Raw genomic sequence first — 17,780 nt, 5'->3', positions numbered from 1 at the left:
GGTGTTGTTAATGCAGGATCAATAACAATTGTAGTCGCCCCAGAAATACAACCATCTGCATTTGTTTCTGTTAATTCGTAAGTTCCTGGTGCTAATGTTGTAAAGCTAGTTCCAGTTTGTGCAGCTACTACAGGTGTTATTCCTGTTAAGGTATATGTTGAAGTTGCTACTGGACTGGTAACATTGATACTTCCTGTTGCTACTAAACAGGTTGGATCTACATGTGTTGCAGTTGGAGCTAATACACTTCCACAATCGATAATTTCGATTTGATAATCTTCCACTTCACCATCAGTTGCTACTCCTAAAGCTCTATCATCGCTTCCACCAGAAGCAGCATCTGTTAATGTATCTGATGTAATACGCAATCGCATATACGTTGTTCCAATTGTAATATCTCCAGGATATGACCAGGTTAAAGAAGCTGTGCTGCTTCCTGATGAAGTTGTAGTACTAATGAATTCTTCATTATCATCAAATATTCCATTTCCATCAAAATCTATCCAAGCATAAATAGTAGCATCAGATCCTGTTGTATTTACGTAGGGAATGTTTAAAGTATAACTACTTGAGTTTAGATCAATATCTGGAACTAAAACTAAAGCATCTTCATCATTTATTCCATCATTGTTATCACCAATAGCCAAACTATCAAATCCATCTGTCTCAGAATCTACAGTACTTCCTAATGATAAACTTGAGGTATTATTTACTTCATCGTAGTTGTTTATTAAATGTCTTGGTCCTCCAACCCCACTGGCAACTAATACTGTTCCGTATGATTCTGGTGCGTCTCCATAATCTAAATTAACACGAGCATTTTTACAGGCTAATCCGTCGTTAGTAGCCGTCGGGACACTTGTTGAAAATTCTACAATAGTTGGTGGAGAAACATTTAAATCCATTCTATAAACGACTCCTGTATTATTTTGAATACCATAAATGAACTCATCTGCATCCATAAACATAGCACCAAATATATCAGACACCGAACCAGTACCAACAGGGTAAGGAACAGCACCTAAAGTAGTGAGTGCCCCCGTAGTTAAATCTACAGAATACGCAACTTGATTAATTCCAACTAAAAATACGGTATCATCATTTACAACTATATCAGCAGTTTGAACACTAAGAGTAGGACTAATTGTAATGGTATTGATAACCGTTAAATAGGTAGGTGAAGTTGGGTCTATATCTACTTCATGAATTTCTGAATCTACAACTGACTTTACATATAGTTTATTGTCGGAAACATCTCCTGCAACATATAGTTTTCCTGCTATAGGAATACCTATTATTGGTCCAACTAAATGATTGGTAAATTCAAAACCAGTGACAGTTTCTACCATTTCGGAAATGATAACTTTATCTTGACCTACTACAGAATAACTAAGACCATCGTTTTCATTGTATCCGTATGCATTAGAAGTTGAGTATACTTCATTTGTGACTGTTTGCTGAACAGAAGCTCCTGTGAATAAGTCAATTTCATAGAATTCACCAGCAGCTACTTGAAAAAGAGCTGTAGCACATAATGTTGGATTTGAATCACCAATAACAGTGCCCGTTGTACATTGTACATATTGTAAAATTTGTCCTCCAGAAAATGTATTATAACCATAAAAAGCTTCATCCATTTTACCTTCATAACCACCAAAAGGAGTTGTTACATCCATAGCTGCATGTAAACCTCCATATACCCCTCCAAATCCACTATCGTCTAAATGCGCAGGGATTTGAGTTGAAGATACAGTTACCTCGCCTTCTAATTCGCCATCTAAATATGATAAACACCTACCGTTATTAAATGTAAAAGCAATATGATGCCACTCATCATCTGTAGGATATTCAAAATCAGCAACTAAAGCTGATGTTGCTCCGTTACGTATTCTTACTGTAATATTTCCAGTAGTTATTGCTCTAAAAATTGCTAATCCAGCACCATTACCTCCTTCTTCATACAACATTTGATTTGTTGTAGGTGTATTTGAATCTGGTTTTATCCAAAAACAAACAGATACGTTTCTAAAGGCTCTTCCAAAAGTTTCTGTAGTTGTACTATGTTGAAAGCCCATTTCAGTAGTTCCATCAAAAACTAAAGAACTTCCTCCTGTAATATTATCTGTATCGAAAGTAATTGATGAAGTGACATCAGGGTTATTTGTTCCATCTTCATCATCTGTGGTATTATCAAATGAGTAAACAGCCTCAGTGTTATCAACTCTTATGTAATCTATTAAACAAGTGCTTATATTTCCTCCTCCATCTATTCTAACAGCATAATCTTCAACTTCACCATTGCTAGCAAAACCTAAAGCTCTATCATCTGTATTTCCAGAAGTTGTGTCTGTCAATGCATCTGATGTAATACGAAATCGCATGTATGTATTTCCTAAAGTAATATCACTAGGAAAAGTCCAATTTAAAACTGCTGAAGTAGCACCAGAACTTGCAGTGGTGCTTGTAAACTCTTCATTATCATCAAAAGTTCCATTTCTATCAAAATCAATCCAAGCATAAATAGTAGCATCACTTCCTGTGTTATTTACATAAGGGATTGTTATGGTATGTGAAGTTGCATTGCTATCAATATCCTGAATGGTAGTTAAAGCATCTTCATCAACAATTTCATCATTATTATCTCCACTAGCCAAACTAACAAAACCATCAGTTTCTCTATCTATCGTAGCTCCTAAATTTAAGTCAGACGTATAATTTATTGCATCATAATTTGTAATTAAATGTCTTGGTCCACCGCTTCCTGAATTTACTAATGTTATTCCATAGGAATCAGGAGCATCTCCAAAATCAAAATTGAAGATATTGCTTTTACAAAAAATACCATCATTAGGTCCCATGGTGATTGTATTGGAAAATTCTACAACTTTTGGGAAAGCCCCACTTACATCTAATCTATAAATTATACCAGTAGTGTTGTTAACTGCATACACGAACCCTTCTCCATCCATAAACATTCCTGCCAATGGAGGCGCCACACCAGATACTCTTCTAAGGCTAGTTACATTACCTGTGGTTAAATCAATCGTATACGCATTCCCATCTTCCGCTACAGTATACAATGTTCCATTAGAAACCACAAAATCTCCAATAGCTATATTATTACTTAAAAGAATTGTATTAGTAAGTGTTAAGTAGGTTGGAGAGGTATTATCTATATCAATTTCATATATAGCGCGGAGCGAAGTGGTTTTAACATATAGTTTATTATCATACACATCACCTGCTACATAATTAACACGAGGAGGGAGACCAACTACTGGCCCCGCTTTGTGATTGGTAAATTCATAAGTTTTAGGCGCTGTTTCTTCTATCTCGGTGATTGTTATTTGGTCAGTAGTCAGGGAATATATCAAACCATCGTTCTCGTTGAAACCCGCTGCAAAAGTATTCGTAAATACTGTGTTTGTAACTGTTTGTTGTATGGTTTCACCAGATGCTAAATCGATACTGTAATATTCACCACTATTTATTTGAAAAGCTACGTCTGGACATAAAATTGGATTTGAATCACCAATAGCACTTCCTTTTAAACATTGTATGTATTGTAAAATTTGTCCTCCTCTAATGGTATTATAACTATAAAAAGCTTCATCCATTTTACCTTGATAGCCTCCAAAATTAGTTGAAAAATCTACTGCTATATGTGAGCTTCCATATACATTACCAAAGCCGCTAGCATTTAAATGAGCAGGCATTTGAGTAGTTGAAACAGTAACATCACCTCTTATTTCTCCATCTAAATAAGTAACACCTCTACCATTGTTAAATGTAAAAGCTATATGATGCCAATCATTATCCGTTGAGTATGCAAAATCAGCAATTATAACTGATCTTACTCCATTTCTTATTCTTGTAACAATGTTTCCAGTTGTAACTTCTCTATAAATTATAAAACCTTGATTTCCTCCACCTTCTTCATATAAAACTTCATTTGTTGTTGGTATAGCTGCATCTGGTTTTATCCAAAAACCAACAGATACATTTCTAAATGCTCTACCAAAAGTATCTGCGGCAGCGCTAGACTGAAAGCCCATTTCTGTAGCTCCATCGAAAACTAAAGAACTTCCGCCTGCAATATTATCTGTATCAAAAGTGATTGATGAGGTTATATCAGGATTATTTGTTCCATCTTCATCATCTGTTGTATTATCAAATGAAAATACAGCTTCTGTATTTGTTAATACAATTGTATTTTCTAGACAAGTGCTTATCGGTAAAAAACTACTTGAGTTATCTAAAAAGTTAAAGTAATTACTTATTTTTTTCTTCGATTTAACAAAAGAATTATTGCTTCTTATATCTGAAAATTCATTATATAATTTATTTGGTTTTAATGGTATATCGTTTTCAATTATCGTAGAAAAAGAAAAAAAAACCAAACATGTAACTACTAGTAAAGTTCTTAAAAAAATTGAAGTTATTTTGCTCGCCATTGTACACCAATTCTTAATAAAAAAAGGGTTATTACATTTTTGTTTTCTTAGAAAAACTTAATTTTTTCGCCAAAAACGACGAAAAAATTAAGTAATGATTTTACAATCTAAGTGTGTAATAAAACCCCCGTTTTATATGATTTTCGTTTACAAAACTAGTACGTTAAACATGAAAAAACGGAGAATTCAGGTAGACAAAAGGAGAGTTAAAAAGGAAAAAAGGAAACAAAACACAATTTCTAAAAACCATGTAAAACACTAGAAACAAAACCCTTAACAAACACTACAATAAATCTCCTTTAAGAGTTTCTTGTACAAATAAGTTATGTTAAACAGAACTACATGAATTTACTTTGAATCAAGGTCTTTTCGTTTTAAAACTTATCTAAAAATATTACCATAAAAAAGAGAAAGCCATTGTTAAAAACAATGGCTTTGTGATGTAGAAATTTTATTTCTCATTTTAAAATCCCCAAAATAAAATTCTACATTAAAGAAGAAAAAATTGGAACATATTATTCTTCCCCTTACTTTTCTATTACTATAAACTCACTTCTTCTATTTAATTGATGTTCTTCTTCTGTACAATACACATAATCTTTACATTTATTTAGTAATCTAGATTCTCCATAACCTCTGCTTGTAATTCTGTTACGATTAATTCCGTTTTTAATTAAATATTCTCTAGTACTTTTTGCTCTTCTTTTACTTAAAGCTGTATTGTAATACCATATAGCCCTACTATCTGTGTGTGATCTTACTTGAATTTTTATACTAGGATATTTTTTTAAGACTACTAGAATTTTATCTAATTCAATAGCTGCATCTGGTCTGATAAAAGATTTATCAAAATCAAAATAAATTGGATTTAACACCAAAGTTTTTCCTAAATCATCTCCTTTTTTAATCTCTGTGATTTTAGGTAATACTACGGTATCTTTCTTAATTTTTGGCTCTTCTTTTTTCTTAATTTCTATTTGCGTAAAACTGTAGATATCATCTTTCCCTTTTCCTTCTTTTCGGTTTGATGAAAAGTATCCTCTTTTGGAATCGTCATTCATAATTATTGCAAAATCATCTGCTCTACTATTTATTGGTTTTCCTATATTTTCTACTTTCCATTCTCCTTTTTTTTGAAAAGACCCTACTTTAAAAATATCTAATCCACCAAGTCCAACATGCCCATCAGAAGAAAAATACAAATCGTTATTTTGACTTATAAACGGAAAAGTTTCTTTTCCTTCTGTATTAATTGTTGCTCCTAAGTTAATTGGAACTCCGAATGATCCATCAGAATTTATATCAACCTCATAAATATCTGATTCTCCTAGTCCTCCAGGCATATCTGATGAAAAATATAATTTAGTTTCATCTTGACTTAATGCTGGATGCGCTATTGAATATGTATCGCTATTAAAAGGAAGCGGTTCTGGTGTAGTCCATTCTCCTTTTGCATTTAAACTTGAACGATAAATTTTTAATTTATCTGTTCTAATTTTTCTTTGCTGAGTAATTCTATCATAACTTCCTCCATCTTCATTATTCCTTGTGAAGTAAACAATCTTTTTATCTTTAGTAAATACTGGTGTAGATTCATGTAAATTACTATTGAAAAGTGGATTCCATTTTTTAATCTCATATAAATCACCTGTTTCTGGATCTGGTTTACCTTTATAAAAATCTAAATACAACTCTTTATTCCACTCGTGAATGTCTTTATTGGTCGTTTCTTCTTGACGAGAAGAACTAAAAAGAATTTCTTGTCCGTAATAAGCTGTTCCAAAGTCAGTCACCTCTGAATTCATAGACAAATTTTTAATTTTAAACTTATCTAAATTGGTGTTCGTTTTTTCAAGATAATCCTGTTTTTTCAGAAATAATTGTGCTCTTTTATCTTCTGGATTTAATCTTGCAAATCGATGCATATACATATCTGCTTCTTTGTAGTCGCCTATGGTTTTTAATGTTTGTGCATATCTAAAAAAGTATTCTGTTTTAATAATTGTACCGTACTTTTCTATTAATAACTTATACCATTTAGAAGCATTTTCGAATTGACTATTAAAGTAATAACTGTTCCCTAACCTTTTAAAAAGTTCAGAGCTTTCATACCCACTTTCTACAACTTTTAAATATGTGTTTTGAGCATTAATGTATTCGTATTTTTCGTATTCTTCATTTCCTTTTTTAAGTAATCTATTTTGGGAAAAAGCGGTATTACTTATTGTAAAGAGTATGATTATTATAAATAGTTTTTTGAATATTTTTTTCATCTTCATTTTCAATTTTAAAAAAAACGAGGTGTTAATCTTCTTACACTTATTCTTGGAAGATTATATCGTAGCATAGCTTCATAACTTCCGCTATTAAAGTTTGTATTTCCAAGCTCTGTGGTTTCTCTATCATATGCAAAACCTAAGGTCAGAGAATTAGAAATTCTAAATCCAACTAAAGCACTTACAGCTGCACTCCATCGATATGCGAGACCTACGGTAAACTTTTCATGAAACATAAAATTTGCTGAAAGATCTATTTGCAGCGGAGTACCAAATACTAACTTTGTTAATAGCGCTGGTTTAAACTTTATATCTTGATTTATATCGAATACATAACCACTAATCAGATAATAATTTATACGTTCTTCTCCGAAATTATTACTTCCTCTAAAGTGATTCGTTTCTAACAAATTTGGTACACTAAAACCTAAATAAAACTGATCTGTATTATAATAAATACCAACTCCAACATTAGGACTAAATCTATTATTAATGCTAGATGTAAAACTAGTATCATCTAAATCAAATAAGTTTAACTTATTAAAATCTACACTTAACAAATGAGCAACTCCTTTTAAACCTAAACTTAGCTCTCCTTCTTCTGAGACCGGAATAGTATATGAGAAGTCTACATTAAAATATGTTTCTGAAGTTGGTCCGATTTTTTCATTAATAATAGAAATTCCCAAACCTAATCGTTGTAAAACACCTAATGGTGTATCTACAGCAATTGTTTGTGTCGTTGGTGCTCCTTCTAATCCTTGCCATTGATTTCTATACAAAGCCACAATATTTAATGCTCTTTTGTTACCCGCATATGCCGGATTAACACTCATAGTATTATACATATATTGAGTGTATTGTGCATCTTGCTGAGCAAAACAAAAGTTTACTAGAATTAGTAATACAATTAATAAATATCTTCTTTTCTTTCCTCTCATTTTATTACTATCTATTTTTCATTTTTCAAGGTCTACTATACATGTTTTGTTATGTTAATTTGAACAAAACACTTCTTAATAAAACGTAAATATTAGGATGAATTAATTGATGAAACAATATTAGAATAAAGTTGTCCTAAAGTTGAAAAAAACGTGTATACAAAAAGAAACTGGGCTATATCAAAAAGTCACAAACAACATTATTTAAAAGAAAAAAAAATAGGATACTTAAATAAAAAACTCAATTATTAGAAACACAAATAACTCCCTAAAAAACAACCTTTAAGCAAAAAATATCACTCATAATAAATCGTTTGAAACTAAAAAAACGATAACTGTCCCCCCTTTGTCCACTATACTTTTTAGTCTCTAATAGATTACTTTTTTTCTTTTGTTAGAACCAAATAACATTTAAAACTAAATTTCTACAGAGAATGAAATCACATTTAAAAAGACTGCAAACTTTAATTGAAAAAAGAAGAAAATTTCTACTAATATTAATTATTAGTATTCACCAACAACTTATAGCTTTAAATTCTTATTCATTACCTCCTAACACAACAAACAATCTTATTTTGATTGAGAATTTTTTCTCAGATAATCTGAATACCTCCGTTAGTGAAACACAAATCGCTCCTTTTCATGATAAGGAAAGTAATGAAGCAAATTTTTATGATAATGATAAGTTTATAATTATTGGTTTCTTCTTATTCTTTTTAACTATTTCTTATTTTGTAATTAATCGCTTCCGAAAAGTTTTTCTAAAAAAACAGAAACAATTAGATGTTCAAAAGGAGTTTCTGCAGAAAAAAGAAAAGAAACTACAACAGAAAATTGATTTAAAAAACAAGCTTATCACTTCTTATGCTTTTAACTTTCAGCAAAAAGATGAAGTTATAAATCGAGTATTTTCTTTAGCAAGAAGTTTTGAAAAAACATCTTCTCAATCTGAAGAGAAAGAACTTATAGATGAATTAATTCTTATTGGAAAAGAAAATTTACAAATAGATAAAGAGTGGGAGCATTTTAGACTTTTCTTTGAGGAAAACTTAGCTGGATTTCATTCCAAATTAAAATCTAAGCATCCTGAATTAAATCCCAATGATTTGAAAATATGCTCTTTAATAAGGTTGAATCTCAATATTAAAGAAGCGGCTAATATTCTTAGTATTTCTCCTGGTAGCTTAAAAACGGCTAGATATCGTTTACGAAAAAAACTGAACTTAGAATCTGGTCAGAAAATTATAGATTATATCTTAAAAATAGATCGAGAAGAATTCTGTTAGTTTATTCAAAATTAAAAAGCCTTACTAATTTTAGTAAGGCTTTTATTTTTCGCTATCATAATTTATCGAAAAACAACAAACTATCTTTTACATGGTTTTCCCAATATTTCCATTCATGTTTTCCAGAAAACTCCTCATAGATATGGGAAATATTTTCTTTTAATAATTCTTGATGTAATTTTCTATTATATTCAATTAATTCATCATTTTTACCGCAATCAAATCGGAAAGGAACCATTTTGGTTTTGTTCATTTTAATAACTTCTAACACTGATTCTTCTTTTGAATTAACTTGCTTATAGTGATCTAAAGTTTCTTCAACAAACAAACTCATTTGCGATACATCTGTGATAGAACTATGACCAGAAAAACCAGAAAAAACATGAGAATATTTAGCTCCAATTCTTAAAGCTCCATAACCACCCATAGACAATCCTGCTATAAAGATCTTCGATTTATCGGTAACTTCATCTACAACTTCTTTTACTGCTTCAATTACATCTTCTACAATCCATTTTTCAAAATTTAAACTATTGTGAGGTAAATATGCAGAACCATCTCCCCATAAACCATCTGAAGGCATTGCAATTACTGCTGGTTTTATTTTTTCATTGGAAATCATTTTTTCTGCCGTACGATGAATTCCAGCTTTTTGAGACCAAATCCAAGCACTTCCATAAACACCATGCAATAGAATCGTTAATGGTGTATTAGCTTCTAACGAAATACTCGGTACATACAAACAAATGTCTCCTCTTCCTTTAAGATTTGGAGTTTTTACAGTGATAAATCGTAAGTTGTCTGATTCAAATTCTGGATTTGAAACTTCAATAGTCCTAAATTTTGATTTCATATCATTTACTTAAGAGAAAGTAATTACTCCTTTTGCATTTTTACCCGATAGCATATCGTCAAAAGCTTGTTGTAAATTATCTAGAGAATATGTATTTGTAATCATTTCATCTAGAAGTAAATCTCCTTTTGCATGTAGCGCTTCTAACTTTGGAAAATCTATTTCAGGTCTACTGCCTCCATATAGTGGATTAATATATTTTTTATCCCATTCGAACAAACGCATATCTACAGTAATTTCTTCCTCAATACCACTTACTTGTATTGCTGTTCCTGCATTTCTAATCATCGCTAAAGGAGCTACGCCTAAAGCAGGAACTGCTGTACATTCAAAAGCATAATCTGCTCCTCTTCCATTAGTCATACCTTTTACGATTTCAGCAGCATTATTTAGACCTTTATCCTCTTTATCTGCTAAAATTATGTCTGTCGCTCCGAATTGCTTAGCCATTTCTAAACGTGTTTCGTTAATATCTACAGCTATAATTTTTGAAGCTCCAGATATTCTTGCTGCTTGAATTACATTTAAACCTACTCCTCCAGTACCAAGAACAACAACAGAACTTGCTAATTGAACTTCGGCTGTATTAAAAACAGAACCACAACCTGTCATTACTCCACAACAAATAATTGATGCAGCTTCAAAAGATAATTTTTCACTGTTCTTTTTTACACAAGCAGAAGATCGTACTAATGTATATTCTGATAAAGTTCCTATATTAAATGATCGTTCTATTGGATTTTCTTTCCATTTGGTTCCTTCAATTGCAACATGTCCTCCTGGCAATTTTCCTGCATGATTAGCAATAACAGGTGAATTTGTTTCACAAATATGCTGATTTCCTTCTTGACATTGAAAACATGTATAACAAGGTGTTGCCCAATTTAAGATAACCTCATCTCCTACTTTAACATTTTCAACTTCTTCACCTACAGCTTCAACTATGCCAGCTCCTTCATGACCTAAAATAATAGGCATTCCCCAAGTTAGTGAATCATAATCTGTATGACACAATCCTGAAGCTTTCATTTTCACTAAAACTTCATCTTTTTTAGGTTGATTAACCGTAATATTTTCTATTGTGAATTTACCATCTCCTATTGAAATAGCAGCTTTACATATAATAGCATTCATAAAATTATTTAAATATTTTGATTGATTTTAGTTATCGATTTTAAATCTGATTCTGGATTGACTAAGGCTACTTTATCAATACTTACTTTAGTTTTTATATACTTTGTACCTAAAACATATGATTTCGCATTATTAATTGAATCTACAGCCAAAAGTTCTTCTCCTTTGAAATACCAAATAGAGAACTTTTTATCACTTTCAATTCTAATTACTTTATTGTCATAACCATTAGCAAGACCTACAATTTGAAGTTTAACATCGTATTGATCTGACCAAAACCAAGGAATGGTATCATATATGGTATCTATTTCACAAATATTTTTGGCTGCTATCTTAGCCTGATCTACGGCATTTTGAATAGATTCTAATCGTACATGTCGATCGTAAAATGTATTGTAATGATAGGTACAATCTCCAATGGCATAAATGCTTTCTTGTGAAGTTTCTGTTCTTGTATTTACACAAATTCCATTTTCAATTTTAAGATCAGCTTGTTTAGCAAGTTCTGTATTCACCTGTATACCAACTCCGACTATAATGATATCTGCATCGTAAGAAGAATCATCTTCACAAATCACTTTACTATCTGTTATCTCTGTTACATTTTTACCTGTAAAAATGTTGACACCATTCGTTTTATGAAGGTTGTGAAAAAAATCTGATAAATATGGTGTGGTGACTCTAGCTAAAATGCGTTGTTCTCGTTCTAAAACAGTAACATTTGCTCCTAACTTTTTTAATGAAGCTGCTGTTTCTAGTCCTATATAACCACCTCCAATTATCACTACATTTTTAGTATTACTTTTATCTAAAGCTTTTCTAATACCATCTACATCATTAGCATTTCTCAAAGTAAAAACATGTTTAACTTCTTGGATTCCTTTTATCGGTGGAATAAAAGCTCTTGCTCCAGTTGCAAAAACTAACTTATCGTAGTTTTGAATACTATTATCTTCTAGTGAAATATTTTGTTTCTCAGTATTAATATCGATAACAGACACACCTAATTTTAATTCAATATTTTCTTTTGAATAACTTTCCTTAGGCTTTAGTAAATTATTTTGAATACTCTCTTCTAGTTCTAAATACTTTTTGGAAAGTGGAGGTCTATGGTATGGTAAATTTGAATCTTTATCAAACAAGATAATTTTACCTTTCCAACCTTCTTTTCTTAATGAAAAAGCTAGATTTACTCCTGCATGACTAGCCCCAATAATAACACATATTTTATCGTGAAACATAACTTATTTTGCAACAGTTAATTCTACTCCGTCAATAGCTTCTGTTATTTCTATTTGACAGCATAAACGACTAAACTCATTTGCATCATCTGCTAGCTCTAGCATATCTACTTCTATACTACTTGCTTTTCCTACTTTATCGATATCTTTTTCAGCTACAAAAACATGACACGTAGCACAAGAACAAACCCCACCACAATCACCGTCAATTCCATTTACGCTATTATTTACAGCTAATTGCATTACATTTCCTGAATCTCCTTCTAATATTATTTTTTCATTATCACTTGTGATAAAAGTTATATTAGCCATAATTTATTTTCTTATTTATTAAACTTTACTTTTAATTCGTGAAAACCAACTTTACGTTTGAATTCTCCCCACTCTTCAATATTTTCTCTGCTATCGATAATATCTATTGATGAAATTTTATCTGCTAGAAGTTGTAATAAAGTCCTCATAATTTGACGCGCGTGTGTTGCTCCTAAACAATTATGATGACTAAATCCGAAAGCTACATGAGGATTAATTTTTCTATCGAAATTCACTTCATTTGGGTTTTCAAAAACAGCTTCATCTCTATTTGCAGAAGCCCAACATAAAGAAACTCGAGTATCGTTTTTTACTGCATGCTCACATACTTGAGCATCTTCAGTTACTACTCTTCCCATATGTGTTAATGGCGAGAAATAACGAATTAACTCTTCTACTGCTTTATTAATTTTCTCTGGATTATTCTTTATATCAAGTAATGATTTTGGATGATCTGCAAAGTAAGCTACAGTATTAGTTACTGCGTTAATTACAGTATCTCTACCTCCAGCAAAAGTTAAAATCATAATTCCCTTTATTTCATCGTGAGTTAACTTTTTACCATTCACTTCTGCTTGTAATAAAACGGAATACAAATCTTCTCCTAAATTTTCTCTTGCTGCATTAATTTTTGCATCTAAATAATCATACAGTACATTTGCTTTAGAAGCATCTAAACTCTCTCCTTCACTTCTAAATACATGTGTTCCCCATGAAATAAATGTGTCTGATTCTGAGTACTCAGTATTCAATAAAATTGTAAGCGCTCTTGATTGTAGTTTTAAAGAAAAATCATGTACAACCTCAATTTTATCTTCTAATAATACATCATCAATTAAATTTGAAATCTGATTTTTAAGTATACTTTGATATTCTTTTCCATTTGGCCTTTTGAACCATCCTTCTAATAAATCTCTAAAATCTTTATGTAAAGGTGGATCTACTTCAAAAGGAATCTGTCTGATATCACGAATATTTACTTCTGAAGGAACTACAATTCTCCCAGGAACTGCACCAGATTGATATGTTTTCCAGTTGTGTGCTGTTTTTCTAACATCTTTATGACGTAAAATCATAGCCACAGGATCGTTTTGATCATCTATATGTTCTAAACCTGTTTTTTTTCTAGCTTCTTCAAAAGGATCTGAAAATTCACTCTTCATAAATATCGTGTTGTTTTTTACAAATTTGATAAGAACAGTTTTTTAATCACCGACGGATATTGTCAATTTTTTGAACTATATTTCCTTTTTATTAATTAAAAAAACACAGAAAAGAACATATTGAGTTATGAAAGCTATTAATGAACAACTTTTTTATTCGAATCAGCAGTCATTTTTAGTTTCTGAATTCAAACAAAACTATTTTGATTCTCCTTGGCATTTTCATCATGAATATGAATTGACTTACATCGAATCTGGACACGGAACTCGATTTGTGGGAACTAGTGCAGAATCTTTTACTGAAGGAGATTTGGTATTAATTGGTCCGCAATTACCACATTATTGGCGTTGTGATTCTATTTTTTATCAGCAAGAAGATTTGATTTCTAAAAGTCAAGTAATACAATTTAAAGATGATTTGTTTTTTGCGAATGAACTTCCAGAGATGAAAAACATTCATTCGTTACTGAAAAAATCTGCTAGCGGTATTCAATTTATTAATGGAAAAAAATATGAAGCTGAAATCACTAATCTTGGAAAATTAACTGGAATTTCGAGATTACTTTCTTTGTATGAAATATTAGAGAAACTAAGTTTAGACAACAATCAAAAATTACTTTCAACAACAGAAAGTTCGCAATTTTATCAAGCTAAAGACAGTGCTACTTTTCAAAAGATATTAAACTATATTTTTGATAATTTAGAACATGAAATCTCTTTAGATAGTATTAGTAAAAAAGTGTTTATGAGCAAATCATCTTTCTGTAAATACTTTAAAAAAAGAACAAAAACCACGTTTACAGATTATGTAAATAAACTTAGAATTACCAAAGCTGCTCGATTGTTATCGGAATCTGATTTGACTGTATCTGAAATCTGTTTTGCTTCTGGTTTTAATAGCTTAAGTTACTTCAACAGACAATTTCAAAAACAAAAAAAAATAAGCCCGAAGGCTTATAGCAAATTGTATAACAACAAAAAATAACGTGAATCTTATCATAGAACCTACAGTTGTTTGGGGATTATTAAGAGATATTTAAAGATTCTAAGATCCACGTTATGTTACAACTTACTGACTTACTGGTTTAAAAACTCTAATCCAGTCTATTTTTAAAACATGATCTTCTGGAAAATTCGCTATTTCTTCATCTGTTGGAAATCTGTCTGCAGCTGCATTCCAATTTTGAACTTCAGCATTTATAATAATATCCATTTCTTTGTTTAATCCTGTTCTAGTATTATCTGCAGTTTGGTTTGGAGATGTGTATCCTAAAGGATCAATTCCATCTTTACCTCCAACTGTATCTAAATTATCCATAATCTTTACCAAGTTTCCATTGATATAATATTCTAAATACGTTGGAGATTTCCAATACACACCAATACGAACCCAATCACTCGACACAAATGGATATCCATCTATTTTTTGCCAAGTACTAGCATCTTTTGGCTGATAATCTTGAAACGGATTTCTAATAAATACGTGATGACTAATATGAAATCTTTCGCTAAACCATTGTTGTCCGTTTCTTGGATTTTGTGCGCCATAAGCTTCTAAAATGTCAATTTCTTGTGTATCATCTGGACTCAACATCCAAATATCAGAAGCAAAAAATGCATTCGCAGCTTTTACTCTAGTTTCAACATAAACAGGATATTTGACTCTTTTCGTTGACGTAATACATCCCAAACGAGTAGCTTTATCCGTATATGTGTCTGAACCTGAAGTATACGTTTTCATTTCTCCTGGTTCTCTTGTCGTAATTAAACGTAAATTACCTCCAGAAACTGTTACATTTTCATGCTTCCAAATGGTCGCTCCTGGTCCGTCCCATTGGTTGTGATAAAAGTTAGTCCATTTTCCATTTCCAAATTCTACTAAACTCGGTTGTCCAGCGAATTCATATTCAAAATCATCTGAAATATCTGATTGAAATTCCCAAGTCATTCCATCACCAGCATTTGCAGGAACAGGAATTGTCATCCAAGTTTCTGCTGCATTATCAGAATCATTTCCTGAATCTGTACTTCCATCTGTAGTATTTCCATCAACTTGCTCAGGAGTATTATCATTTCCAGATGAACAAGCAACACCAAAGATTATGGTAACTACAAAAATTAAATTTTTAAACTTCATATTACATATATTTTATGGCACGTAAACTTTCAAAAGTAAATTTATATGGTAAAAATTGAGAGAATTCTCACTTGACAAAAACTTAATATTTGTTAGAGAAATGCTCAGAATTAAGCTTTTTAGTTAACAGTTACTATCTTTCTGTTTCTATTCTTTTTTTGGGCTTTTATATTTTGAAGAACTCTAATATTTTTTCCTTCTCCAATTGTAATAGTATACAAACCTTCTTTAGGAACTTTTGCTTGATATTTTGAACCTTTTATTCTTAAAGAAGAGATCAATTCATTAGTTTCTGAATTATGAATCGTTACAACTTGGGCTGGTTTTGAAATAGTTAATCTTGGTAATTCGTAACCGTTTTTAATGGTATAATTATCTGACTGCTGTATTGTAATTGGCCAACCTGGATATTGCTTACTTTTCGCATCTGTTATATTTACATTTCTTCCCCAACATTCGAAAGTAATGGCTCTATTTTTCTTGTGATAACGAACTATACCATAACCTGCAGCTCTTGTAGACAATTTTCCTCCTTCTTTTATTTCTGGTAAAGTTGGATTTCCAACAGCTCTTACCGTCATTTTATTTTGAAAACCATCTAGAAAATCACCCGTATATTTTGGTGCATTTTTCTCTTGATTTGCTCCCGCTTTTTTTGGATCCCACCAACGTAACCAAAAATTTGCAATGGCTGGTGTACAGAAAGAATATCCAGCATCTCCAAAATCATCAACTCCGTGTTTTACAACACTTCCTAAATGTTGATCTCCTGCAATCATTACCGAAAAACTTTTTCTAATTACAGAAAGTGCTTTATTTCTTCCTGTTTGTGGCCAAGCATTGGTATCAAAATCAGCTAATAATTCTCTATCATGTTTTCCTGAATAATTATTCACCTGAGAGAAAATTGTTTGAGACAACACTGTTTTCATACTAGCATTTTCCCAATCTGTAGTCCAATCTTCTAAAAACTTAAGTTGTCTTTCTCCTAATAAAACAAGTCCTTCTACATCCATTTTCTTTGTATCTACATTAGGATTAAAAATAGCTTCATAAGAACCATTTGGAAAAACATCTGGATTTTTTTCAGCAACTAAATCGAGTCCAGATTTAAACTTTCTGTCTTCTAAGATTGCAAAACTCATTCCTCCCCATTTTAAATCTGTATAATACACACCAATTCCTTGTCCGATTGGAGTTGCATCGTAAGGATCTGGTAAATGACTCGTTTGTGCTCTTTCTACTTCTTTTATATATTCAATTGGCATGTAATATCCACCTGATATTCCTCTTCGAGAATTTGCTTTTTTTCCACCTTGTCCCCAAAGATTTCCTTGACCAATATCATGATCGTCTGGAATAGTTATCGTTGGTGTATTTCTAATAATTTCTTCGAAGTCTTTACCAAATTTTAACCAATACAAATAATGCTGACTATGATCGTATACTTGATCTCCTGAGAAAAAAAGTAAATCTGGTTTTATTTTTTTTACATTCTCTATTATATCATTTCTTGAAATATCTCCACCATGTCCTGGATAAATAGAGTTGCAAGTAAATGCAGCCATGACAAAATCTTCTTTATCTATCGGGTTCTTCCTTAAAATCCCTTCATAATAAGCAGTATTGTTATGATTTACTCTATATTTCAACTCTTTAGTATCATCCCAGTTTTCTACTCTAAATGGAGCTGTGTAACCTGGATAAATAATTCGAGTTTCAGCTATTTTTTTCCATTTGTTATTTTGAAAAACTTCTAAACTAGCTTCAAAAGGTTCTACATTTTTTATTGGATAAAACTGTGCTGTAAGTTTTAGAGTGTTTTCGTGAATTGTATATAAAGCAAATGCTATTCTATCTTTAGGTGCTATATAATCTGGTAACTTCAGTAAGTTTTCTTGTGCTTTTACTGAAAAAATTAAGCATATTAAAAATAATATGCTCAATCTTCTATTAGAAAAATTGTACGTTATGCTCATACGA

Annotated in this window: 12 protein-coding genes; 2 read left to right on the top strand and 10 right to left on the bottom strand. The window is 31.3% G+C overall.

Translation table 11 applies throughout. The features are described from left to right. The 3 genes from Q1A15_RS13925 to Q1A15_RS13915 form a co-directional block, all read right to left on the bottom strand. Window positions 1-4,454: GEVED domain-containing protein (locus tag Q1A15_RS13925; RefSeq protein ID WP_299625023.1), on the bottom strand; the 4,454-nt coding region annotated here is incomplete at its 3' end. A 527-nt stretch (window positions 4,455-4,981) separates the two neighbouring features. Continuing rightward, entirely contained in the window at window positions 4,982-6,727 is a 1,746-nt protein-coding gene (locus Q1A15_RS13920) for an OmpA family protein (protein WP_299625020.1), read from the bottom strand. A gap of 14 nt (window positions 6,728-6,741) precedes the next feature. Continuing rightward, window positions 6,742-7,671 (bottom strand): type IX secretion system membrane protein PorP/SprF, encoded by a 930-nt coding sequence (locus tag Q1A15_RS13915; RefSeq protein ID WP_299625017.1) that lies wholly within the window; start codon window positions 7,669-7,671, stop codon window positions 6,742-6,744. Between the two features lie 434 nt (window positions 7,672-8,105). Between Q1A15_RS13915 and Q1A15_RS13910 the strand changes: the two genes are divergently transcribed. Continuing rightward, window positions 8,106-8,957: a hypothetical protein gene (locus Q1A15_RS13910; RefSeq protein ID WP_299625014.1), complete on the top strand. Its 852-nt coding sequence runs from the start codon at window positions 8,106-8,108 to the stop codon at window positions 8,955-8,957. A gap of 55 nt (window positions 8,958-9,012) precedes the next feature. Here Q1A15_RS13910 and Q1A15_RS13905 read toward each other — a convergent pair whose 3' ends face one another. Genes Q1A15_RS13905 through Q1A15_RS13885 form a run of 5 tightly spaced genes read right to left on the bottom strand, consistent with a single transcriptional unit; the run spans window position 9,013 to window position 13,660 of the window. Then, the gene (locus Q1A15_RS13905) at window positions 9,013-9,810 is read right to left on the bottom strand and encodes an alpha/beta hydrolase-fold protein (protein WP_299625011.1); all 798 of its coding nucleotides are present in this window, start codon (window positions 9,808-9,810) and stop codon (window positions 9,013-9,015) included. 9 nt (window positions 9,811-9,819) lie between these two features. Beyond that, a complete protein-coding gene (locus Q1A15_RS13900) occupies window positions 9,820-10,944 on the bottom strand; it encodes an alcohol dehydrogenase catalytic domain-containing protein (RefSeq protein ID WP_299625008.1) in 1,125 nt (374 codons plus the stop codon). Between the two features lie 8 nt (window positions 10,945-10,952). Continuing rightward, window positions 10,953-12,185 (bottom strand): FAD/NAD(P)-binding oxidoreductase, encoded by a 1,233-nt coding sequence (locus Q1A15_RS13895; RefSeq protein WP_299625005.1) that lies wholly within the window; start codon window positions 12,183-12,185, stop codon window positions 10,953-10,955. A gap of 3 nt (window positions 12,186-12,188) precedes the next feature. Continuing rightward, entirely contained in the window at window positions 12,189-12,497 is a 309-nt protein-coding gene (locus tag Q1A15_RS13890) for a 2Fe-2S iron-sulfur cluster-binding protein (RefSeq protein ID WP_095073276.1), read from the bottom strand. An 11-nt stretch (window positions 12,498-12,508) separates the two neighbouring features. After that, window positions 12,509-13,660 carry a cytochrome P450 gene (locus Q1A15_RS13885; RefSeq protein ID WP_299624990.1) on the bottom strand — a complete coding sequence of 384 codons (1,152 nt, stop codon included), beginning with the start codon at window positions 13,658-13,660 and terminating at the stop codon, window positions 12,509-12,511. A 127-nt stretch (window positions 13,661-13,787) separates the two neighbouring features. On the opposite strand from Q1A15_RS13885, the gene Q1A15_RS13880 reads away from it, so the two are divergent. Beyond that, window positions 13,788-14,645 carry an AraC family transcriptional regulator gene (locus Q1A15_RS13880; RefSeq protein ID WP_299624988.1) on the top strand — a complete coding sequence of 286 codons (858 nt, stop codon included), beginning with the start codon at window positions 13,788-13,790 and terminating at the stop codon, window positions 14,643-14,645. Between the two features lie 84 nt (window positions 14,646-14,729). Here Q1A15_RS13880 and Q1A15_RS13875 read toward each other — a convergent pair whose 3' ends face one another. Next, window positions 14,730-15,797: a beta-agarase gene (locus Q1A15_RS13875; RefSeq protein ID WP_299624986.1), complete on the bottom strand. Its 1,068-nt coding sequence runs from the start codon at window positions 15,795-15,797 to the stop codon at window positions 14,730-14,732. 119 nt (window positions 15,798-15,916) lie between these two features. Beyond that, window positions 15,917-17,776, bottom strand: coding sequence for an alkaline phosphatase D family protein (locus Q1A15_RS13870; RefSeq protein ID WP_299624983.1), 1,860 nt, complete (start codon window positions 17,774-17,776; stop codon window positions 15,917-15,919). Between the last annotated feature and the right edge of the window lie 4 nt (window positions 17,777-17,780).

Origin of the sequence: uncultured Tenacibaculum sp. (genome assembly GCF_947495995.1) — a bacterium.
GTDB lineage: Bacteria > Bacteroidota > Bacteroidia > Flavobacteriales > Flavobacteriaceae > Polaribacter.
The sequence above is the reverse complement of the archived record's forward strand: the minus strand, read 5'-3'. Positions and strand labels throughout refer to the sequence as shown.